Source organism: Pseudomonas sihuiensis, assembly GCF_900106015.1.
Taxonomy (GTDB): domain Bacteria; phylum Pseudomonadota; class Gammaproteobacteria; order Pseudomonadales; family Pseudomonadaceae; genus Aquipseudomonas; species Aquipseudomonas sihuiensis.
In genome coordinates this window covers 5,427,111-5,447,270 of sequence record NZ_LT629797.1, presented here as the reverse complement: position 1 = coordinate 5,447,270, position 20,160 = coordinate 5,427,111, and the positions used below count along the sequence as shown (strand labels likewise).

The following is a 20,160-nucleotide window of genomic DNA, read 5'->3' as shown; positions in this document are numbered from 1 at the left end:
TCACTTATCTTGTCGTGCCACCTGATTCACGGTTTTGCGACGAATGCCGGTGGAACTACATCCTTTTAAGATCGAGGTTGCGGGTTCGAATCCCGTCGGCTCCATCACTGGGGGGCCGTAGCTCAATGGGAGAGCGCGAGTTTCACCACTCGTTGTCGTCGCATCTTTTTCAGGCAGCGAATGCCTTGGGTACTACATTGTGTCGCGGGTTCGAGCCCCGTCAGCCGCAAGGCTGTAGCTCAGTCGGTAGAGCAAATGTGCCCATCACCTCGTCGCTGCACGGAGGCCCGCATCCACCATTTTTATTGACCCGGCGAATGCCGGTGGAACTACAGGACGTGAAGGTTGCGGGTTCGAATCCCGCCCCGGCAACGGGTAGCTCAACAGGATAGAGCGACGCGCATGTTTCACCAACGATTGTCGCCGCACTGCAAGCACGCTGGCCCAGCCAGCCCGAATTACGAGTGAATGATGATGCAGAGCAAAACTTACAACCTGCTGGAAGTCGCAAACGGCAAGCCAATCAAACTGTGGACGCAAGGCGTTCCGGTGGAGGAAGACGCCAAGCAGCAGTTGATGAACACCGCGAAGATGCCCTTCATCTTCAAGCACCTGGCCGTGATGCCGGACGTGCACCTGGGTAAGGGCTCGACCATCGGCAGCGTGATCCCCACGGTCGGCGCGATCATCCCGGCTGCGGTCGGGGTGGATATCGGTTGCGGCATGATCGCCGCGCGCACCTCGCTGATGGCGCACGACCTCCCGGATAACCTGGCCGGGCTGCGCGCCGCCATCGAGAAAGCCGTGCCGCACGGGCGCAGCAACACGCGCGCCGGTCGTGATCGGGGAGCCTGGGAAAACGTGCCGGAGATGGCCGACCACGCCTGGTCGGCGCTGAGCGAGCGCTTCAAGGCGATCACCGACAAGTACCCGCGTTTGGAGAAAACCAACAATCGTAAGCACCTGGGAACCCTGGGTACCGGCAACCATTTCATCGAAGTCTGCCTGGATGAAGCAGGCCGCGTCTGGTTCATGCTGCACAGCGGTTCGCGCGGTGTGGGTAACGCCATCGGCAACCTGTTCATCGAACTGGCCCAGGCCGATATGCGCCAGCACATCGCCAACCTGCCGGATCGTGACCTGGCCTACTTCGAGGAAGGCAGCCAGCACTTCGATGACTATGTGGAAGCTGTGGGCTGGGCGCAGGACTTCGCCAAGCAGAACCGCGCGCTGATGATGCATGCGGTGATCGCGGCGGCACGCGGCGTGATCGTCAAACCGTTCGAGGTGGCCCTGGAGGCAGTGAACTGCCACCACAACTACGTGCAGAAGGAACGTCACTTCGGTGAAGAGGTGCTGGTAACCCGTAAAGGCGCGGTGTCAGCGAAGAAGGGCGAACTGGGCATCATCCCCGGCTCCATGGGCGCCAAGAGCTACATCGTGCGCGGCCTGGGTAACGAGGAGGCGTTCTGCTCCTGCAGCCACGGCGCCGGGCGCACCATGAGCCGAACCAAGGCGAAGAAGGTCTTCACCATCGAAGATCAGATCCGCGCCACGGCTCATGTGGAATGCCGCAAGGACGCCGACGTGATCGACGAAATACCGATGGCCTACAAGGACATCGATCAGGTAATGGACGCCCAGCGCGAGTTGGTGGAAGTGGTGCACACCCTGCGTCAGGTGGTGTGCGTGAAAGGATAGAGACTATGAAGCACCTGAAAGACTGGCTGCAGCGGCTAAATAGTCGCCCAGCGCCCGACAACTATTGGGAAAGCTATCGTCACCACGAGGCATTGGAGGTCCTAGCCGACTGCAAGGGCGAAGGCGACTGGCTCACGCTGAGCAGTCACCACAACGGTTTCGTGCGCGAGGTGGCGGTGCGTAAACTGAGCGAGTTGCCTTCACCAGAAGCCCTGGCCGCCCTGCTCGAACGGGTCAACGACTGGGTGCCGCAGGTACGCCAGTTGGCCAATGCGGGCGTGCAGCGCTATCTCGTACCCGAGCATACGCCAGCGTTGCTACATGCCCTGCAACCGCTGATGGCGCTTGCAGAACGCCAGCGTGCCGACCACAGAGAGACACTGGCGGCAGCACGCACGGTGTTGCAGGGTGCCGAAGTACGCGATGCAGTGCAGGCAGCGTTCCTCGTTCAACACGGCAAAAGCGCTCGGTTTCTGTTCGACCTGCTGCTGGAGGCAAGCGACGAGCCCGTCAGCCTGCTCGGCAAGGCACTGGCACACCGCGAGATGACGGTACGCCAGATGGCGGTTTCAGCCTGCCAGAGCCTGCCTGCGGAACAGGCAGTGCCGCTGCTGCAATTGGCACTGGCTACACCCGGTGCCAGCGTGCGGGTCAAGGCCATGCATGCGCTGCTGAGCCGGCTCGACGAGCCACGCGAGATGCTGCGTGATGCTCTGCTGGACGCCTCGCCGGCGGTCCGCAACCTGGCCCGCTGGGCGGCGCCACGCTGGCAACTCGATGCCGGCGAAGTGCTCGCAAAGCGACTGGACGCAGCCCTGCCCAAGTCCAAACGCGAATGGCTGGGCGTACTAGGCCTGGCCAGCGAACTGGAGGTCAGCCTGGATGAGTGCTGGCGTGCTGCGGCGCTACGTTCGCCCATGGCCAGCGTGCGCCTAGCGGCGTTAGTGAGCCTAAGCGACGAGCACCTGAGCGAGCAGTTGGCGATGCAGGATGATCCAGCCGACAAGGTCTTCGCCAAAGCCTGCGAATGTCTGGGCCGCCAACCCTGGGATGCACTGGAAGCGGAACTCGACAGGCGCCTGGATCGTGATTGGCAGCATCTACCGGACCACCGCCGCGCCGCACTGATGGCGCTGCGGCCGCGCTGGCAACAGCTGGCCTACCTGCTGCGTCGCCTGGATAGCGAAGTGCAGCAGCGCGACTACTGGCTGGCCTGGATCGCCAACTGGTGCCAGCAGCAATACCTGATGGTCGACCCGACCACAGCGCCAGCCGAGCGCCGTAAGTTGCTTGCCCAGGTTGCCGAGCTGCAGGACAACGGTGCCCTGCCGCCAGATTGCGTGACACGCCTGGCGTGAGAGAACCGCCAGCTCGAGGCAATGCGAATAGCAGAATGAGGTGAAGCCATGCTGCAACCGATGCAAAGCCAGCGACTCGATGAACTGCGCACCCGCCTGGAAGAGGCGGGCTGCGTGTTCGACTTCGTGGTGTCCACGCTCGATCCGACCGCCACACCCGGCGAAGCGGAGCATCGGCAGGTGCTGTAGATACTGTTCGAGCTCATCGAGGAGCTCGCTCGCCTTGGCCGACTTGAGCTGATTGCACAGGACTCGCGCTTTGCTAAACAACGCTGGCCTGACCTGACACCCGATTTTGCGCAAGCACGCCCGACGGCTTTCAACCTTATAGAGCTACATGAGCTGGCCAGTGAGGACGGCCTGCTGTGCCGCAATTTCCGCGACCCGCCCTACGGCACTCCGTTGCACGTGGCGGACTTTCGCGAATGGCTGCAAATGCTGCGGCTGTATCCAGAAGAAGGCATGCAGGTGCTCGATTGGGTCGGCAATGCAGATACAGAGCCGCAGCGCAGCACCTGGCGCAGCTACTTTGACGACGGCAAGGAATTGTGGGGCATTTGGTGCCTCACCCTATACAACCCGCGACGCCGGACATTGTCGGCGCTGGCCGCCAGCGCGACAGACTGAACAAGGATAGAGAAATGAACATGCAACAACGCCACCCGCTCAGCGACGCCATGCGCGCCCGGGTGTTGGTCGAACTCGAACGGCTAGAGCGCGAGCGCAACGTCAAAGTGCTCTATGCCTGCGAATCGGGCAGCCGCGCCTGGGGCTTTGCCTCGCCGGACAGCGATTACGACGCGCGCTTCGTATACGTGGAAAAACCGGACTGGTTCGTCCAGGTGGATGCGCCGCGTGACGTGATCGAACGCCCACTGGACGACGAGCTGGACGTCAGCGGCTGGGAACTGCGCAAGACCCTCGGCCTGCTGCGCAAGTCCAACCCGACGCTGCTGGAGTGGCTCGACTCGCCGCTGGTGTATCGCCAGGAAGATCAGGCAACCGCGCGCCTGCGCGAGCTGGCCGAGCACTTCTACAGCCCGCCGGCAGCGCGCAACCACTACCTGTCGATGGCCAGGAAGAACTTTCGCGGCTACCTGCAGGGCGACTCGGTGCGCTTGAAAAAATACTTCTACGTACTGCGCCCGCTGCTCGCCGTGCGCTGGATCGACCAGGGTCGCGGCCGGCCGCCGATGACCTTCGCCGACCTGCTGCAGACGGTGGACGACTCTGCGCTGCTGGCCGAGGTGGAGGAGTTGCTGGTTCTCAAGCGCAGCGCCGACGAGTCCGCCTATGGCCCGCGCCGCGCCGCTCTGCATGCGTTCATCGAAACGCAACTGCAGCAGCCGGTGCCGAGCCTGCCGCGTACCCGCGCGGACAGCAGCCTGCTCGACGCCTACCTGCGCGAGACAGTGAAACGCTACGCCTGAGCCGAGTACAGTTCGCAGCCGATCCGATATCCACCGTGCGGATAGTGTGGCAACGATCACCAAGGATTACAGATGAACAAGGACCTTATCGAGCTGGACGGCGCCATCGGCGGCGGCCAGATACTGCGCAGCGCGCTGAGCCTGTCGATGATCACCGGCAAGCCGTTTCGCATTCACAACATCCGCGCCAAGCGCAGCCGCCCCGGCCTGCTACGTCAGCATCTCACGGCTGTAACAGCGGCCGCGCAGATCAGCTCGGCCCGCGTGGAAGGCGCGCAGCTCGGCTCGCAGAGTCTGAGCTTTGCGCCCGGCGCGATCTAGGGCGGCGACTATGACTTCGCCATCGGCACCGCTGGTAGCTGCAGCCTGGTGATGCAGACACTGCTACCCGCCCTGCTGCAAGCCGACCAGCCCAGCCGGGTGCACATCAGCGGCGGTACGCACAACCCGCTGGCGCCACCCTTCGAGTTTCTCGAGCGGGCCTGGCTGCCGCTGCTCCGGCGCATGGGCGCACAGGTGGAGATCGAACTGCTGCGCCATGGCTTCGCACCGGCTGGTGGCGGCGCAATCGCCCTGCAGGTCGCACCGTCGGTGCTAAGCCCGCTGCACCTGAAGGCGCCCGGCGCCGTTCACCATCAGCTGGCAACCGCCATAGTGGCGGACGTGCCAGGCCATGTGGCCGAGCGCGAACTGGCGCGTGTCGGCAAGCGCCTGAAGTGGCCGGAACAGGCACTGAAAGGCATCTGGCTGGACAAGCAGATCGGCCCAGGCAACGTGTTGCTGCTGGAAATCGCCTGCGAGCACCTTACCGAGGTGTTCAGCAGCGTCGGCCAAAGCAGCGTGCGCGCCGAGCAGGTCGCTGACCGGGCCGTGGGTCAAGCGCGGCAATGGCTGCACAGCGGCGCCGCCGTGGCCGAGCACCTGGCCGATCAGTTGCTGCTGCCACTGGCCATGGCTGGCGGCGGCAGCTTCAGCACAACGCACATGAGCGAGCATCTGAGCAGCAACATGCAGGTAATCCAGCACTTCCTGAATGTAGCCATCATCTGCACTCAGACCGATGAACACGCCCTGCAGGTGGAGCTTCGGCGTCGCTGAAACCCGCCAGGCGCCGATGGCTCTGAGCTCTCCTATACTGAGATTCCCCTAACCCGTTTCAGGAGAGTCATCATGCGTCGCACGCTCATGTTTCTCGCCGCAACCCTGATCAGCCTGCCACTGTGGGCCATGCATTGCCCGCAGGATATGGCCAAGATCGATGCATTGTTGCAAAGCGATCCGCCTGCCGACCCAGAGGTGCTGGCCAAGGTGCAGGAGCTGCGCGCCGAAGGTGAAGCCCTGCACAAGGCCGGTGATCATGTCGAGTCGGTCAAGGTGCTGGGCGAAGCCCTCGACCTGCTGGCCGCCAGCGAATGAATCACGCTGGGCTTGCTCAATAACCGCTGTACAGCAAGCCCAGCGCGACCTGACGCACCTCCTGCAGATCTACCGGTTTGCTCAGGCAGGCCGAAGCGCCGCGCGCTTTGGCATCCTCGAACAACCGTGCATCGGCCACCGCGCTGATCACCATCACCGGCACATCACGCAAACGCGGCTCAGCGCGCATGGCGTCGAGAATATCCAGCCCATTGCCGTCAGGCAGGTCGATATCCAGCAACACCAGTGCCGGCTCACTTTCCTGCAATTCGGCCAATGCCCGCTGGCATGAACTCACGCCCCTGACCTCGGCAAACTCACGCAACGATGCCTGCAGGATCTTCATGCAGGCGGGATGATCCTCCACGCACAGCACCTGCACCAGACTTTTCACGGCCTGCGCCGGCACCTCGGCAGTCTCGTCGCCGAACACATCAGGGCTGGCCGCACTGGGGATGTCGAGCCAGAAACGACTACCGACACCAGGCTCGCTACGCACGCCGATTTCGCCTTCCATCAACGTGGCCAGCTCGCGGCAGAGCACCAGCCCGATGCCGGTACCGGGAATATTCGAGCTTTCCCGGCCGAGACGCTGAAACGGCTGGAACAGCTGCGCCTGCTGCTCGCTGGAAAGACCCGGTCCAGTGTCGTCAACCCACAACCGCACACAGTCGGCACGCACCTCGTAGCCCATGCGGATCATGCCGCGCGGGCTGTTGTACTTGATCGCATTGGACAGCAGGTTGAGCAGAATCTGCCGTACCCGGCGCGGGTCGCCCTGTACGAACAAGGGCGGATTGGCTGCCTCCATCACCTGCAATTGCAACTGTTTCTGCTGCACTTCGGGCTGCACCAGCTCGGCACAACCGCTGAGTAGCGCGCCGATTTCGATTGCCTGGAACTGCAACTGCTGACGCCGGCTCTCGATGCTCGACAGATCGAGAATGTCGTCGACCAATGAAGTGAGATGGCGGCTGGCGCTGACGATCTCACGCGCGTAATCGGTCTCCAACATGGCGTCCTGCTTGTCCTGCGCCTCCATCTCGATCAACTGAGCGAAGCCATGGATGGCGTTGAGCGGCGTGCGTAGTTCGTGGCTCATGCTCGACAGGAAGCGACTCTTGGCCTGGCTGGCCGCGAGCGCTTCAAGGCTGGCGTGACGCAGTTCTTCCTGCACTTGTTTGAGCCGAGTGATGTCGACGTGCGTACCGGCAATACGCAGTGGCCAGCCGCTCGCGTCGCGCGCCAGGACCTTGCCACGGCTGAGCAGCCAGAGGTAATCGCCGCGGCAATCGAGATAGCGGTATTCGGCGTCGAAATACTCTTCGCCACTGTCAGCGAATAGCTTGCGCAGGTGACGCAAACGCTCCAGATCATCGGGGTGTACGCGCTGGTTGAACTCGCTCAGCGTCAGGTGATTCGCACCCAGGCCAAAACGCCGGACGAAGCGCTCGCTGAGATCGATGGTCAGATCTGTGGTATCGATCTGCCAGAGGCTTTCAGTTGTACTCTCCAGCACCAGTTGCAGAATGCTTTGCGCCTCCTGCCGCTCATGCTCGCTGGCCTTAAGTTGCTTGCCGGCCTGCTGCACGGCGTCAGCCAGGCGACTGACCTCGGCGATATGACTGTCCGGCACGGCTGGTAAATATTTGCCCTGCCCCAGGCTGGTCGCCATGTCGACGATGCCATCGATGGGCTCGGCAAGTTGCTTGCTGAGATTGCGCGAACGCAGCCACATCAGGGCGAAGAACAGCAGATAGAACGCCGCCAGGCCGGCAATTAGCAGATAGCCGATCTGCATGTAACGCTCGGCCAACTGGTTGGTGTCATGGAAGATCTGCTCCTCGTCCACCACCAACAGCAAGCGCCAGCCGGTTTGCGGAATTTCGCTCCAGGCCACCAGCTGCTTGCGGCCGCCGAGCAGCACTTCCTGCACGCTGCCATTGCCCTCGTTCATCGCCTGAAGCAATGGCTCCATACCCTCGCGCTTGGCCAGGTTGAAGTCCTCGGGCTTGAGTACTTCACGGCGCACGGCCTCTTCGTAGGAGTACTGGGTCAGCTCACGCAGACCGAAATCCAGCTCCCCTGCCTTCGGCAACGCCATGATGTTGTGGTCATGGCTGACCAGCATCGCGTAGCCCTGCCAAGGCACGTTGAGTTCGGCAATCTCGCCCAGTATCTGGCCCACGGTCACGTCGAGACCGACCACGCCTTCGAGAAAGTCCTCGCGATACACCGGGGCGATGGCCGACATCATCCATCCCAGGCCTGCCGGGTCGAGGTAAACCTCGGTCCACATCACCTTGCGTTCGGGATTGTGCTTGGCGTCGGCGAGGTAATAGAAGTTGTAATCGGGTATCACCATGTCGTGGGGATACTGCGCGGGCGTATCGAACCAGGGATAGATGCGGTTGTAGCTGTCCCAGGTATTGAAATACAGCGCCGCTACCAGCGGGCTGGCCTGCTGGATCGAACGCATCAGCGGATCGAGTTGCGACAGGCGCATGACCTTGGCGTGATCCTGCTGAGCAAGTGGCGTGCTGTTGGCATAGAAGGATGCTGCGCGCCCGTCATCGCTGCGGGTATAGAACACGCCACTGTCAGTGACCGCATGGCGTTGGCGCTCAAGCTCATCGGCCTGGAAACGGGTATCGAGCAGCGCTTTGAGAGCGCCATCGCGGTACACCTGCACCAGCGACTCGATAGAGCGCAGCCGCCCGTCGATGATCTGCGCTTCGCGCAACGCGGCGCTGGCCAGATCTTTCACGGCTGTTTCCTGCAGATGCTCGATCTGCGCGTCACGAATCGCCTGATTGCTCAACAGATACACCGCGATCAGCACCGACTCCACCAGAATCAGCGGGATCAGCGCGCTTTGCACGAACGCTCGCCAGATCCACTGACGTAGAGGGTAGCGGCTAGAACTCGGCATTACAGCTCCTTTGCAGAGGACGCAGGCAGATGCGAGGCGCCATCATAGCTTCCCGCGATGGAATCCGCAGTCGACGCTGAGGAACCTTTGCCGTACACTTGACGTCCTATCTGTAACCGAAAAGTTTTGGGGCCGATTAGGATTCGACGCCGGTAGCGAAGCTCGAGGTGCATGCCGACTTGGTAACAGAAGTCGTAAATCAACTGTTGCAACTTTCTATAGTTGCCAATGACGAAAACTACGAGGGCTACGCTCTCGCTGCGTAAGCGGCGCGACTAGTCCTTCTGGTAGCTTCGGCTCCAGCGATCACTAGGGGATGCCTGTAAACCTGAAGTGATTGTCATGCAGAACAGGATCGCCGCGTAGTACGTTGTGGACGAAGTGGCTAAAACTTACACAACTCGCCCAATGCACCCTGCCCGTCGGGCGGCTGAGGGTTAACTCAATAGACACGGCTAAGCATGTAGTACCGACAGTGGAGAACTGGCGGACGGGGGTTCAAATCCCCCCGGCTCCACCATTACAACATCTAAAGACGTCCACGGACGTCTTTTTTTGTGTCTGAAACCCAGCAAATACGGGACCTTCAGCGTCATAGACGTACAAAGACGTCTGACTGCATCCATGCCTTCGTGTATTCCAAATTGTATTCCAAGCCCTAAGCCAGTATTTTTTGGAATACACAAATCGCACTGGAGTACACCATGGGTGCCGCAACAACGCGCCTTTCAGACCTGAAGGTCAAAGCAGCAAAGCCCAAAGAAAAGGACTACACCTTGACTGACGGCAACGGCCTTCAGATGCGAGTGAGAATCAATGGATCGAGATTGTGGAATTTCAACTACATCCACCCCATCACCAAGAAGCGACTGAATATGGGGCTTGGCACCTTCCCGGAAGTAAGCCTTGCTCAAGCCCGCAAACTGACCATTGAAGCGCGTGAGCTCGTAGCACAGGGCATTGATCCCAAAGAGAGACGCGACGCAGATCGACAGGCCAAAAAGGCCGCAACCGAGCACACGCTGCAGAACGTAGCGACGTCCTGGTATGAACTCAAGAAAGATGCAGTAACCCCCGCCTACGCTGAAGACATTTGGCGCTCGCTTACGTTGCACGTCTTCCCCGACTTGGGCGTTACGCCGATCGCATCCATAACAGCTCCGAAAGTCATCAGCCTTCTCAAGCCGCTCGAAACTAAAGGCAGCCTGGAAACCGTCAAACGCCTTACGCAGCGACTCAACGAAATCATGACCTACGGGGTCAACTCAGGCCTGATACCCGCCAACCCACTTACCGGGATTGGTAGCGTGTTCAAGAAGCCGAAGAAAAAGAACATGCCGGCCTTACATCCCGATGAGCTCAAAGAGCTCATGGTTGCAATCGCGAACGCCAGCATAAAAAGAACCACTCGATGCCTGATCGAGTGGCAACTGCACACGATGACTCGCCCCGTTGAGGCTGCCACTACCCGCTGGGCCGATATCGACTTCGAGAAAAGGATCTGGACGATCCCGGCTGAACGCATGAAGAAACGTCGCCCGCATACGGTGCCGCTTACAGATCAAGCATTGGCCATTCTGGAAGCAATCAAACCCTACAGCGGGCACCGTGAATACGTGTTCCCTGCTGACCGCAATCCGCGTACTCACTGCAATAGCCAAACAGCCAACATGGCCTTGAAACGCATGGGCTTTGAGGGACGCTTGGTAAGCCACGGAATGCGATCAATGGCCAGTACAACGCTCAACGAGCACGGCTGGGAGCCTGAGCTGATCGAAGTAGCGCTGGCGCATGTGGATAAGGACGAAGTGCGCAGTGCCTACAACCGTGCGGACTATATCGATCGCAGGCGCCCTATGATGGCTTGGTGGAGTGAGCATATTCAAAAGGCTGCTACCGGCAATCTTTCGGCTGCAGCTATCAATCAACTTGGTGATCGAAAAATCATTCCAATACGCCGCTAAGCAGCCAGAAATTATCAGCTGATTTTCGAAGATCGATGGTTGTTTTCGAGCCCTCGCCTACTCCACTCCGTCCATGATCAGCCAAGCTTTGCGATAAACCTGTCCATCAGCGCCCAGTGCAGCACTCCACCCCTGTTCCGGCAAGGCCTCAAGGCGTTGCCGGATCAAAGGCAAGGAGTCACCTGGTTTCAATTGCATCGCCCGAGCCAAAGCTGGTGCGGCTCGGCGAGGTACACCTAGAAGGCGCAGCGAAACTGCTTCATCTGTCGATACACCGTAATACACCTGCGAGGGTAGATTGGCTAATAGGCTACGCTCGCCGTCTTCAAGCTCTGATCCTGTAATAGCAAGCAGTGCATTCAACCCCCAAGAAGAGGTATGAGCCAGCTTACCGAAGAGGTTCTGACCGCACTTGGTCAAGGCAGTAACTGTATCCGTGCCTTCCTGGCTGAAGTGCCGCTCGGCAATGGTGACCAGCTCTTCACCATTCACCCAGTCCTTCAAAATGAGCGCAAGTTTGTCGCCATCTGGCGTTTTTCCACCTAAAACTGCCTTCAGGTTATCGCGCAACTCCGGCACACGGAGCAGCACCCCCATCATGGTCTGCAGAGTGCCGTCACCAGCCTTGAACAGCCTGTCCCGATCCCATGAATCTGGCCCGATGTTACCGCGATGGGTCATGACCGTTTTGATGCTCTGCAGCGAGAAGCCCGTACTGTCTACCAGCCCTAGCGGTTGTGCAGGGCTAGCCATGTAAGAAACGTAACTGCGGATACCTGTAAGCAAACTGCGAGCAAGCTGACTGTTTGACGTGCGAAGCCGTTCAAAGCCGAAGGTGCCACGCAAGACCTGCTCGATCTGATCGGCAAAGTTGGACGGCTGCCCCATCTGGCGGTAGGTATGGGCTAGATACTGCAGAAAGCTAGACCACTCGGGATGGTGGTAAACAATCAATCCAAGGTCAGTCAGTTCACCGGCTGCAGCTTGAGCCAACTGAATCAGTGCGGAGTTCAGATCTCCGGTGTTGCGGTTGATGAAGTCACGACGTTTTTCCACGTCAGCTGCGTCTTTGGCCACCAGCGCGACCACACCCAACTGCCCTTGAGAAACACGCCCCGCCCGACCAGCAATATTCCAGAAGTCCTCCGGCGGCATGGGAACAGAGCTCTTTCCTTGCGGGTAATGAGTAGACGCCATCACCACACCGCTCACAGGAAAGTTCACCCCCTGGGCAAGGGTAGTAGTGGCTGCCAGGACATCCAGATGACCTTTCTCGAACAGCCACTCCATCAGCATCCGGACTTCTTCCGGCAGCCCGCCATGGTGCACCCCCACACGATGGGACAACAAATCCACCAACGGGAACTGCTCGCCCATCTCTGCCGCCACATAGTCCTGCACAAACCGCAAATCAGCCGACAGTTCTATGCTTCGTCCAGACTTCAGCTTATGTGCCAATCTCCAGACATTATCCGGAGTGTTGTGCATGGCAATAACCGGCCCACGGGCAGCCAGCTTGCGCGCAGCGATCGCAGCTAGCGTACCCACAGCCTTGACCTCCGTCAGCGAGGTAGCCAGGCTCTGTTCTCTGCCCAGAGGGAACACGTCATCCAGGATAATACTGGGTCGAGAAGTGTGAACTGTCTCGAAGTTCACCTGATAATCGCGACTTCGCCCCTTCTTGGCACCCGCATCTACCGCGCTGACAATACCGATAGCCCTGTCATTCGGCTGCCAGTCCACCCCAAGGCTTATGTCTTCAGAGTTCAGACCACCCAACCAGCGCGCAACTTCCCGGGCGTTCTGGATGAAAGGCGTCAACAGTAGGAACTGCGCCTCGCGGCACTCACGGTTAATAGTTGCTAGCAGCAACTCAAGCCGCAGTCCGCGCTCACTGTCCTGAATCGTGTGAGCTTCATCCACCACAACTAGTGTGAGCGGACGACCAATTTTTTCCTCCCACCCCTGGCGTAGCATCAAATCGAACTTTTCGGGCGTGGCTACAAGAACACGAAACTGAGCATCACTCTGTTGCTCGGCCAACACCCCCGCCTCGATGCCGTTGACCTCCATAGCTGGACTGACCCGCTCCACTACCACGCCTAGCGGCTGGAAATCGCGCCGTAGCTGTCGCGTAACCTGATTCACCAGTGCCCGACTGGGTGCAAGATAAGCAACCCACCCCTTGCGGTCATCAAACTGATTCAGCGCCTGCAGCATGCGAAACTGGGCAATCAGCGTCTTACCACTGGAAGTCGGCAGACTAACCACCACGGCACGGCGGCTAGATCCCAGCAAGCCCCGCTCAGCAAGCGTGCGGCGCTGAGGTGGCAGCACATCGAACAGGGCACGATCACCACGGCCACGACTGACCAACTCGCGCACAAATTTCGTCACCCTTGAGTTCACCGCACGAGTGACCGTCCACAGCGAATTCGCCTCCATCTGAGCGGCTGCCCTTGCCAACAGACGCGTTAGCGGCCCCAGCTCAAGCAACTGAGCGGTATCACAGGCCGCAATGGCACGGTCAAAGTGCGAGTCCAGCATCGGCTGAATCTGAAAACTATCCTCCACCACGCCATCGGTGATGAAGTGGGCTAGCACGTCAGCTGCTTTGGCCAAATGGTAGATGGCGATAAGCTCTAGCGCCGAGCGCTTTGCTTGCAGCGGATCGAAAGACCCCAGGTACTCTCGCTCAAACTCCTGCTGGCTGGTGCGCAGAGCAGCCACCCGCTCAAGTACGGTGTCACGGTCGTTCCAGCCTTGCTTGCGAACCAGGCGCAACCATACATCGGTAAGAGTGGCACGACAGCGCTCCCCCCAATCTGACGAGTTCAGGGGTAGCACGGGCCAAGCTTTTTTATCATCAAGCGCACGGAGCCAGCGCGCAGCATCTGCTCCCCGGTCACCAATCACCGCCAATATGGATGCCCGCAGCATGTGCGTAGCCGCTGCCATCGGAGTTTCAGGTAAGGGCAGTACCCGCAAAAGTCGGAAAGCATCTGCTGCTGCACTGTGCAGTACCGCCTGGCGATCCTTCTCATCCCCAAAGCGGTCCAGTTCCATATCCAGCACGGCCAGTTCCAGCGCAGCCACTACCTCATGAATGGTCTGAGCATCTAAATCAGGCTCTTGCGGCGTCATTTCACGGTAGAACTGCACCCGGTCAGCATCACGCAGCGCTTGTGCACGCCGTTCTGCAATCGCTTCCAGCAGCCAGTGATTCATGTTCCACATCCCTGCGTAATAACAGCAGGCAGTTGTTCAATCGGCCAAGGCAGATACAAGGCAAGTAGGTGGCAACGTGTCGGGGCATGCACGCTCTTTACAAGAGCCTTGCCGCGATTTTTCAAATCCATCTCGCTGGCTGCCTGATCGCGTATTAAAACGCCAAATAGCGCTAGATCACGATTTCCAGACTCGAAATATCGCCTGCAAGCGGAATCAAAGGCTGCCTGATATTCAGTATTCTTGACTCTAGGCAGTAACCATTTGAGCAACTGGCACAAGGTGCCGAGGTTTCCAGCAAGCGTCTCTAGCTGATGGATCATGCCACTACGCCCAGTCATAACCTGAGGCGGCCATTTATCCTCGGATGAGCATTTGACTTCACCCAATGCCAGACGATGTGATTCACCATCGCGCTGGAAGCCAACAATGTCAGCACCTGGCAAAGATGCAAAAGGATTACGCTTGTCGCGCTCATTGTTCCAGGGCAACACCACGTCATGCTGCTCCTGCAGCACTACCTCTGCCAGTGCCTCACCCGCAGCCCAATCGCGAGTTTCTGGCAGCTCTGCGTCGAGCACAGCCTGCAAGGCATCCTGCCCCATACCAGTTAGGCTAAGACCTCGAAGATGCTGGCTCAATGCAATGCTGCCTTCACTATCGTTCAGGCGTGCAGACACGGGACCTTGCAGAAAGCCATTGAACAAATCTCCAGCCTGCGCACAGTTACCTTGCCAGGAGACGCAGCCATCTGCCGACTGATATAGGGTTTGCCAAATCATGCGCGGCTCTCATCCATGTCTAAAAAACGATGCAACAGGCACTGCCTGAGAGTTCTGAGGGAGTCCGCTATCTGCATTTGGGCGACGATCCTTGACACCTGGATTATCGTGTTAGCGCTGTGCGGGCCGCAAATCGTGGCTCACAGCATGCAGCTACCAAGACAAACTAACCGCATGCCATGACCCAAGTAGAAACGGGCGCCAGATAAGCATCAAGGCTTGATCAAGCTGGCAGGCTATTCGCCTTTGCTAACCCGCTCTATTTCACGAAGAGCTATTTCGTCCAGCTCCTCAATAGGAACACCGGAATAGCCTGCTTTTTCAGCTGCTTCGTGATCGAAATCGAGGGTATTTTCCTCTTCATCGTCTTCAAAACGGTCGCTCATTTCTTGCATCCTTCTTAGCAGCAGCTCTGAGGCTGCGGAGCGACAGTTTCGTAATCTGAGCAAGTAAAAGCAATTGTCAATCAACGATGACCTTTCCTGCCGCGTTGAATCCATTTTTTTTCAGTCACACATCACCGCAATGACATCCCCACCATGGAGTCTTCAACCATGTCATTGCACTGCCCGAGCTGCGGCTCTCCTCAGGTCTCCACGCACCTCTCCGCCATGCGGATTGCTGCCTTCATCGGCATGCTGGGCGGTGCGCTGCGTGGTGCCGGTACCATCCTGCTCACTGGTCCGGCCATTGCCAGCAGCGGCCTAGCCAAACCTCCCAACGTCAACCTCAATGCCCTGTCATCGGCCATTCTCAACGGACTGGTTGGTGCTGCTGGTGGTTGTGCGATGGGCGCTCAGCTTGGTGAAAAACTTGACCGTCATGTGCTGGCCCACAACCACTGTCTGAGCTGCGGTCACCGCTTCAATCAAACGGTCTGATCCGGCCGCCCTTCTCTTTCATTCATCCCTAAATGCCGGTGCTGCGCCATGCGCAGCGCTTTATGCCGGCTATTGCTCAAAGGAAATTCATCATGGCTCATCAAGTCGAACAAATGGCTTACGTCGGCACCACTCCCTGGCACGGCCTGGGCAACAACCTGCCTCGCAAGCAACCTATCGAGGTCTGGCAACGTCAAGCTGGTATGGACTGGCAAATCCAGGAGTCGCCGGTACATTTCAAATCGGATGCTGTCGGTCATCTGGGCACGATCCATTCCTTTCCTGAACAGAAGGTGCTCTACCGCTCCGATACCAAGGCTCCGTTATCGGTAGTCTCCAACCGCTATCACACCGTGCAACCGCGCGAGGTGCTGGAGTTCTATCGCGATCTGACCGAAGTGTCCGGCTATGAGCTGGAAACTGCGGGCGTGCTCAAGGGAGGTCGCAAGTTCTGGGCGCTGGCGCGTACCGGACAAGGCACGTCGATCAAGGGCAACGATCAGGTCAACGGCTACCTGCTGCTGGCGACTTCCTGTGACGGCACCCTGGCCACCACGGCGACACCGACCACCGTTCGCGTGGTGTGCAACAACACCCTGACGGTCGCCCTGGATGGCACCAGCCGTGCGATCAAGGTGCCGCACAACACCCGCTTCGATCCGAAGGCGGTGAAGAAGCAACTTGGCATCGCCGTCTCGCAATGGGACGACTTCATGTACCGCATGCGCGCGCTGGCTGAGCGCAAGGTGCAGTGGCATGAGGCACTGGGCTACTTCATGAACGTGCTGTGCGAGGTCAGTCCGACCGGCCAACTGCCCGAGCAGTTGCCCAACGAACGCGCTTTGCGCCGCGTGCAGGAGCTCTACGAAGGACGCGGGCGTGGTTCGGATCTGGAGTCGGCTCGCGGCACTGCCTGGGGTCTGCTCAACGCGGTGACCGAGTACGTTGACCATGAGCGTCGCGCTCGCAGCACTGAGTACCGACTCGACTCGGCCTGGTTTGGCCAAGGTGCACAGGTCAAGCAACGCGCTCTGAATGCGGCCCTGCAAATGGTCGCCTGATCTTCCCCTTTTCTACTTCATCCACTCCATAACGCCCGGTCAGTTCAGCGCTGACCGGGCGGTTTTGTGTCCGCGAGGTGAACACCATGAAAGCAACGTCATTGAATGGCAGCACCAGCAAGAAACGCCCTGCCCTGCGCCTGGTCAGCACCAAGGAGCTGCCGCGCGAGGACTGGCTGCAGATCCGCAAACAAGGCATCGGCAGTTCGGATGCAGCGGCGGCGGTCGGTCTCAGTCCCTACAAATCCCAGTTGGAGTTGTGGCTGGAGAAAACCGGCCGCGACAGCAACCTGCCGAAAACCGATCCGCACGACGAGGAAAGCCCGGCATACTGGGGCAACGTGCTGGAGCCCATCGTGGCCTGGCATTACAGCAAGCGCACGAAGCACAAGGTACGTCGCATCAACGCCGTACTGCAGCATCCCAATCCGGATTTGCCCTGGATGCTGGCTAACATTGATCGCGAGGTGATTGGTACAGACGAAGTGCAGATCCTCGAATGCAAGACAGCCGGCATAAACGGGGCACGCCTCTGGAAAGAAGGCGTCCCCGAATATGTGCAGTTGCAGGTGATGCACCAGCTCGCCGTAACCGGCAAGCAGGCGGCTGATGTGGCGGTGTTGCTCGGTGGTCAGACGCTGGAGATCCATCGCATCGAGCGGGATGAGCAGATGATCGCTCGCCTGATCGAACTGGAGCGCCGCTTCTGGCAGTACGTTGAAACGGATACACCACCACCTGCCGATGGCAGTGCATCGGCCGAGCTGGCGCTGCGTTGCCTGTATCCGCAGGACAATGGCCAGGTGGTCGACTTCAGCAGCAATGCCGGTCTGGCGGCTGCCTTCCTGGAGCTGAAGGCTGTGCGTCAATCGATCTCCGAGAAAGAAAAGCGCGAGGCCGAGCTCAAGCAAATGCTGCAGCAAGCCATGGGTGAATCGACCCGTGCTGAGTTCTCCAGCGGCTACGTGAGCTGGCGCAAAGCCAAAGACAGCACCGTGCTCGATGTCGAGCGCCTGCTCCAGGAAAAGCCTTACCTGCAGGCCCGTTATCCGAAGCTCAAGGAAGGTAGTCGGCGCTTTCTGATCGGCTGATCGCCCTCTTCTACTCCATCCCTCCCCTTGGCCAGTCCATGCAGTTCGCGCTGCTGGCTGGCCTTTTTTGCTTACAAGGAGCGCCATCATGCTCAAAGGCCTGGCAATTACCCCGCCCGTACTCGGGCGCATCTCGATCGGCAAGGTCGTCGAGAAGAACGGCAAGCGCCTGCCGGAGAAAGACGATCAATTCACCATCACCTCCCAGGTGCAGGGCAAAGACGGCTGGTTGCTGCATCCACTCAATGATGAGTTACGTCAGGGCAAGGACGACAAGCTGCGCAGCATCCCGGTGCGCTTGCTGTTCAACGAACCTGAGCTGAACTTCCGCGCTGATTACACCCTGTTTGATCGGCAGAACGGTCGACCGATGTGTGTCGGCAACGGTGAAACCTGCAAGCGTATCGGTAAGGATGGCGTCCAATCGCTGCCCTGCCCGTCACCCGATGCCTGCCCTCTAGCCAAGGGCAACGCCTGCAAGCCCTACGGGCGGATGAACGTGGTGATTGGCGATGAGGACGCCCTGGGCAGCTTCGTGTTTCGCACCACGGGCTTCAATAGCATCCGCACGCTGATAGCCCGGCTGCAATACTTCCGGGCCATATCCGGTGATCGCCTGGCCTGCCTGCCGCTGGAACTGCGTCTGCGTGGCAAATCCACGCGGCAGAGCTATGGCACACCGATCTTCTACGTCGATCTGACGCTACGTAGCGGCATGACCGTGGAGCAAGCGTTGCTCACTGCACGGGAGCTGGATGAGGCGCGTCTGGCGGCTGGCTTTGATCAGGCAGCGTTGGATGCCACCGCGCGACTCGGCCTGAGCAACGGCATCTTCGAAGACGACGGTGAGGACAGCAGCGCCATTGCTGAAGAGTTCTTTCCGGACGGCCAGCCTGCCGCATCGAAGCCCGACAGCACCGTTCACACCCAGTCACTCGCCGAGAAACTCGAAGCCCAATCCCAACAGCTCGAACCGTCAGCCTAACCATAGGCGGGCCGAATCGGCTCGCCATCCGGAGACACACCATGAAATTTCACAAACTCAGGGCCGGTGAAGTCGCCGGCAATTACCTGGTGGACTCGCCTGTCAGCGAAACCGACATCCTGCGCATGGCCCAGCAGTTGGCCACTCAGCGACTTAGTAAGGGACGCGCGCTGACTGATCCACACAAAGTCAGAGAACACCTGCAGGTGCTGCTGCAGGATCTACCACACGAAATCTTCGCGGTGCTGCTGCTCGACAGCAAACACCGGGTGATCAGTTTCGAGGAGTTGTTTCGCGGCACCCTCGATGCGGCCAGCGTGTATCCGCGCGAAGTGGTCAAGACAGTGCTCGCTCACAACGCCGCTGCCGTGATCCTGGTGCACAACCACCCTTCGGGCGATCCCTCGCCCAGCCAGGCAGATATACGCCTGACGCAGACACTCAAAAACGCCTTGGTCATGGTTGGCACCACCACGCTGGACCACTTCATCGTGGGGTCAGAAGGCATCGTGTCGCTGGCTGAACAGGGCTTGCTTTAACAGATGGCAGGCGCCGTTGGGCGAGACGCTACAGATCAGCGTCCAGCAGTAAGTCAGATGGTTTACATCCAAGCGCAGAAGCGATTCGCGCAATGTTCAGAAAGGTCACATTGCGTTCCCCACGCTCAATTTTCCCCATATGGGAGCGGTCAATCCCAGCCGCATCAGCAAGTGCTTCCTGGGAGAGAGCCTGCTGCGCTCTGCGGGCACGAACAGCCTTTCCCAGACGCATCAGGCTTTGGTCTTGATCTTGAGTCGCGGAGATTCTTGGCATGACGCGAATCGTTTCGTTATGCTGCCAAAACGACCACGGTATTTACGACCCATTTCTTTGATCACACAGGGAGTACTGAAATGATGAAGCTAACTTTTCATGACCTAGCCACCGCCAAACTTCCTCAACTCATCAGCAGCAAGGAGTCTTTCGAGGTCGTAGGCCTCGGCGGCAAGTTGCTCGAAGCTGTTCGCCTGGTCGAAAGCAAGATTGAGGTCACTGGACTGACTTGCCGCGTTTACACAGCCGGACGAATTGGCCTGGCAGCAGGCAGCTTCGCAGGAGGTATCACAGGCGCATTGGGGTTGCTCACGGCCACCGGCATTGCCATGCACAACCTGCTGACACTCAGTCCTGACTACGTGATCGAGAAGTATCCGACCTACAACCGGATCGTCGTTCGCTACAAGAAAAAGAAGAAGTAACCCTCCCCGACCTAACTCTTCAGCAATCACCTACGCCACATGGCCTCCATGCAGCTTCTACCTGCATGGGCCAAATAAATGAAAAGGAGTCCT

Annotated in this window: 18 protein-coding genes, 1 tRNA gene, 1 other RNA gene and 1 pseudogene; 16 read left to right on the top strand and 5 right to left on the bottom strand. The window is 59.2% G+C overall.

All coding sequences use genetic code 11. From position 1 onward, the window contains the following. Positions 1 to 45: 45 nt before the first annotated feature. From BLT86_RS25870 to BLT86_RS25425, 8 genes and pseudogenes are all read left to right on the top strand, one after another. Positions 46 to 104: transfer RNA gene (locus BLT86_RS25870), tRNA-OTHER, on the top strand. A gap of 370 nt (positions 105 to 474) precedes the next feature. Further along, complete coding sequence (locus BLT86_RS25450) at positions 475 to 1,701, top strand: RtcB family protein (RefSeq protein WP_026088682.1); 1,227 nt, start codon at positions 475 to 477, stop codon at positions 1,699 to 1,701. A 5-nt stretch (positions 1,702 to 1,706) separates the two neighbouring features. After that, positions 1,707 to 3,059 (top strand): hypothetical protein, encoded by a 1,353-nt coding sequence (locus BLT86_RS25445; RefSeq protein WP_017678044.1) that lies wholly within the window; start codon positions 1,707 to 1,709, stop codon positions 3,057 to 3,059. A gap of 48 nt (positions 3,060 to 3,107) precedes the next feature. Beyond that, positions 3,108 to 3,248 carry a hypothetical protein gene (locus BLT86_RS26020; protein ID WP_197676087.1) on the top strand — a complete coding sequence of 47 codons (141 nt, stop codon included), beginning with the start codon at positions 3,108 to 3,110 and terminating at the stop codon, positions 3,246 to 3,248. A 246-nt stretch (positions 3,249 to 3,494) separates the two neighbouring features. Then, positions 3,495 to 3,686 (top strand): hypothetical protein, encoded by a 192-nt coding sequence (locus BLT86_RS26015; RefSeq protein WP_197676086.1) that lies wholly within the window; start codon positions 3,495 to 3,497, stop codon positions 3,684 to 3,686. 14 nt (positions 3,687 to 3,700) lie between these two features. Continuing rightward, complete coding sequence (locus BLT86_RS25435; RefSeq protein WP_017678046.1) at positions 3,701 to 4,489, top strand: nucleotidyltransferase domain-containing protein; 789 nt, start codon at positions 3,701 to 3,703, stop codon at positions 4,487 to 4,489. Between the two features lie 72 nt (positions 4,490 to 4,561). Beyond that, positions 4,562 to 5,587, top strand: a pseudogene (gene rtcA / locus BLT86_RS25430) (RNA 3'-terminal phosphate cyclase). Positions 5,588 to 5,659: 72 nt separating this feature from the next. Beyond that, positions 5,660 to 5,905, top strand: a complete 246-nt coding sequence (locus BLT86_RS25425; protein ID WP_017678048.1) for a hypothetical protein — start codon at positions 5,660 to 5,662, stop codon at positions 5,903 to 5,905. 16 nt (positions 5,906 to 5,921) lie between these two features. Here BLT86_RS25425 and BLT86_RS25420 read toward each other — a convergent pair whose 3' ends face one another. After that, positions 5,922 to 8,837, bottom strand: a complete 2,916-nt coding sequence (locus tag BLT86_RS25420) for a hybrid sensor histidine kinase/response regulator (RefSeq protein ID WP_092380259.1) — start codon at positions 8,835 to 8,837, stop codon at positions 5,922 to 5,924. Positions 8,838 to 8,965: 128 nt separating this feature from the next. On the opposite strand from BLT86_RS25420, the gene ssrA reads away from it, so the two are divergent. Next, positions 8,966 to 9,357, top strand: a transfer-messenger RNA (tmRNA) gene (ssrA, locus tag BLT86_RS25415). 184 nt (positions 9,358 to 9,541) lie between these two features. Continuing rightward, positions 9,542 to 10,801 carry an integrase domain-containing protein gene (locus tag BLT86_RS25410; protein WP_012017844.1) on the top strand — a complete coding sequence of 420 codons (1,260 nt, stop codon included), beginning with the start codon at positions 9,542 to 9,544 and terminating at the stop codon, positions 10,799 to 10,801. A gap of 57 nt (positions 10,802 to 10,858) precedes the next feature. Here the strand turns inward: BLT86_RS25410 and BLT86_RS25405 are convergent, their stop codons facing one another. The 3 genes from BLT86_RS25405 to BLT86_RS25865 all read right to left on the bottom strand — a co-directional run bounded on the left by BLT86_RS25405 (position 10,859) and on the right by BLT86_RS25865 (position 15,197). Continuing rightward, entirely contained in the window at positions 10,859 to 14,029 is a 3,171-nt protein-coding gene (locus BLT86_RS25405; RefSeq protein WP_012017843.1) for a DEAD/DEAH box helicase, read from the bottom strand. Beyond that, positions 14,026 to 14,811: a hypothetical protein gene (locus BLT86_RS25400; RefSeq protein WP_012017842.1), complete on the bottom strand. Its 786-nt coding sequence runs from the start codon at positions 14,809 to 14,811 to the stop codon at positions 14,026 to 14,028. The genes BLT86_RS25405 and BLT86_RS25400 overlap by 4 nt, the downstream gene beginning before the upstream one ends. Positions 14,812 to 15,047: 236 nt before the next feature. Continuing rightward, on the bottom strand, positions 15,048 to 15,197 hold the full coding sequence (locus BLT86_RS25865) for a hypothetical protein (protein ID WP_021488266.1): 150 nt from the start codon (positions 15,195 to 15,197) through the stop codon (positions 15,048 to 15,050). Between the two features lie 168 nt (positions 15,198 to 15,365). On the opposite strand from BLT86_RS25865, the gene BLT86_RS25395 reads away from it, so the two are divergent. The 5 genes from BLT86_RS25395 to radC all read left to right on the top strand — a co-directional run bounded on the left by BLT86_RS25395 (position 15,366) and on the right by radC (position 19,368). Next, positions 15,366 to 15,692 (top strand): hypothetical protein, encoded by a 327-nt coding sequence (locus tag BLT86_RS25395; RefSeq protein WP_012017841.1) that lies wholly within the window; start codon positions 15,366 to 15,368, stop codon positions 15,690 to 15,692. 92 nt (positions 15,693 to 15,784) lie between these two features. Beyond that, complete coding sequence (locus BLT86_RS25390) at positions 15,785 to 16,753, top strand: DUF932 domain-containing protein (protein WP_012017840.1); 969 nt, start codon at positions 15,785 to 15,787, stop codon at positions 16,751 to 16,753. Positions 16,754 to 16,839: 86 nt separating this feature from the next. After that, entirely contained in the window at positions 16,840 to 17,844 is a 1,005-nt protein-coding gene (locus tag BLT86_RS25385; RefSeq protein WP_012017839.1) for a YqaJ viral recombinase family nuclease, read from the top strand. An 88-nt stretch (positions 17,845 to 17,932) separates the two neighbouring features. Further along, a complete protein-coding gene (locus tag BLT86_RS25380; RefSeq protein ID WP_012017838.1) occupies positions 17,933 to 18,829 on the top strand; it encodes a recombination directionality factor in 897 nt (298 codons plus the stop codon). A 41-nt stretch (positions 18,830 to 18,870) separates the two neighbouring features. After that, on the top strand, positions 18,871 to 19,368 hold the full coding sequence (radC, locus tag BLT86_RS25375) for a RadC family protein (RefSeq protein ID WP_003241511.1): 498 nt from the start codon (positions 18,871 to 18,873) through the stop codon (positions 19,366 to 19,368). Between the two features lie 28 nt (positions 19,369 to 19,396). Here the strand turns inward: radC and BLT86_RS25370 are convergent, their stop codons facing one another. Continuing rightward, entirely contained in the window at positions 19,397 to 19,642 is a 246-nt protein-coding gene (locus BLT86_RS25370; protein WP_003241510.1) for a helix-turn-helix domain-containing protein, read from the bottom strand. A gap of 80 nt (positions 19,643 to 19,722) precedes the next feature. Here BLT86_RS25370 and BLT86_RS25365 point away from each other — a divergent pair, with 80 nt between their 5' ends. After that, on the top strand, positions 19,723 to 20,067 hold the full coding sequence (locus tag BLT86_RS25365; protein WP_012017837.1) for a hypothetical protein: 345 nt from the start codon (positions 19,723 to 19,725) through the stop codon (positions 20,065 to 20,067). The last annotated feature ends 93 nt before the right edge of the window (positions 20,068 to 20,160 follow it).

Coding starts and splice junctions, on each gene's coding strand:
- BLT86_RS25450 (WP_026088682.1), top strand. CDS start 475: ATGCAGAGCAAAACTTACAACCTGCTGGAAGTCGCAAACGGCAAGCCA.
- BLT86_RS25445 (WP_017678044.1), top strand. CDS start 1,707: ATGAAGCACCTGAAAGACTGGCTGCAGCGGCTAAATAGTCGCCCAGCG.
- BLT86_RS26020 (WP_197676087.1), top strand. CDS start 3,108: ATGCTGCAACCGATGCAAAGCCAGCGACTCGATGAACTGCGCACCCGC.
- BLT86_RS26015 (WP_197676086.1), top strand. CDS start 3,495: ATGCTGCGGCTGTATCCAGAAGAAGGCATGCAGGTGCTCGATTGGGTC.
- BLT86_RS25435 (WP_017678046.1), top strand. CDS start 3,701: ATGAACATGCAACAACGCCACCCGCTCAGCGACGCCATGCGCGCCCGG.
- BLT86_RS25425 (WP_017678048.1), top strand. CDS start 5,660: ATGCGTCGCACGCTCATGTTTCTCGCCGCAACCCTGATCAGCCTGCCA.
- BLT86_RS25420 (WP_092380259.1), bottom strand. CDS start 8,837: ATGCCGAGTTCTAGCCGCTACCCTCTACGTCAGTGGATCTGGCGAGCG.
- BLT86_RS25410 (WP_012017844.1), top strand. CDS start 9,542: ATGGGTGCCGCAACAACGCGCCTTTCAGACCTGAAGGTCAAAGCAGCA.
- BLT86_RS25405 (WP_012017843.1), bottom strand. CDS start 14,029: ATGAATCACTGGCTGCTGGAAGCGATTGCAGAACGGCGTGCACAAGCG.
- BLT86_RS25400 (WP_012017842.1), bottom strand. CDS start 14,811: ATGATTTGGCAAACCCTATATCAGTCGGCAGATGGCTGCGTCTCCTGG.
- BLT86_RS25865 (WP_021488266.1), bottom strand. CDS start 15,197: ATGAGCGACCGTTTTGAAGACGATGAAGAGGAAAATACCCTCGATTTC.
- BLT86_RS25395 (WP_012017841.1), top strand. CDS start 15,366: ATGTCATTGCACTGCCCGAGCTGCGGCTCTCCTCAGGTCTCCACGCAC.
- BLT86_RS25390 (WP_012017840.1), top strand. CDS start 15,785: ATGGCTCATCAAGTCGAACAAATGGCTTACGTCGGCACCACTCCCTGG.
- BLT86_RS25385 (WP_012017839.1), top strand. CDS start 16,840: ATGAAAGCAACGTCATTGAATGGCAGCACCAGCAAGAAACGCCCTGCC.
- BLT86_RS25380 (WP_012017838.1), top strand. CDS start 17,933: ATGCTCAAAGGCCTGGCAATTACCCCGCCCGTACTCGGGCGCATCTCG.
- radC (WP_003241511.1), top strand. CDS start 18,871: ATGAAATTTCACAAACTCAGGGCCGGTGAAGTCGCCGGCAATTACCTG.
- BLT86_RS25370 (WP_003241510.1), bottom strand. CDS start 19,642: ATGCCAAGAATCTCCGCGACTCAAGATCAAGACCAAAGCCTGATGCGT.
- BLT86_RS25365 (WP_012017837.1), top strand. CDS start 19,723: ATGATGAAGCTAACTTTTCATGACCTAGCCACCGCCAAACTTCCTCAA.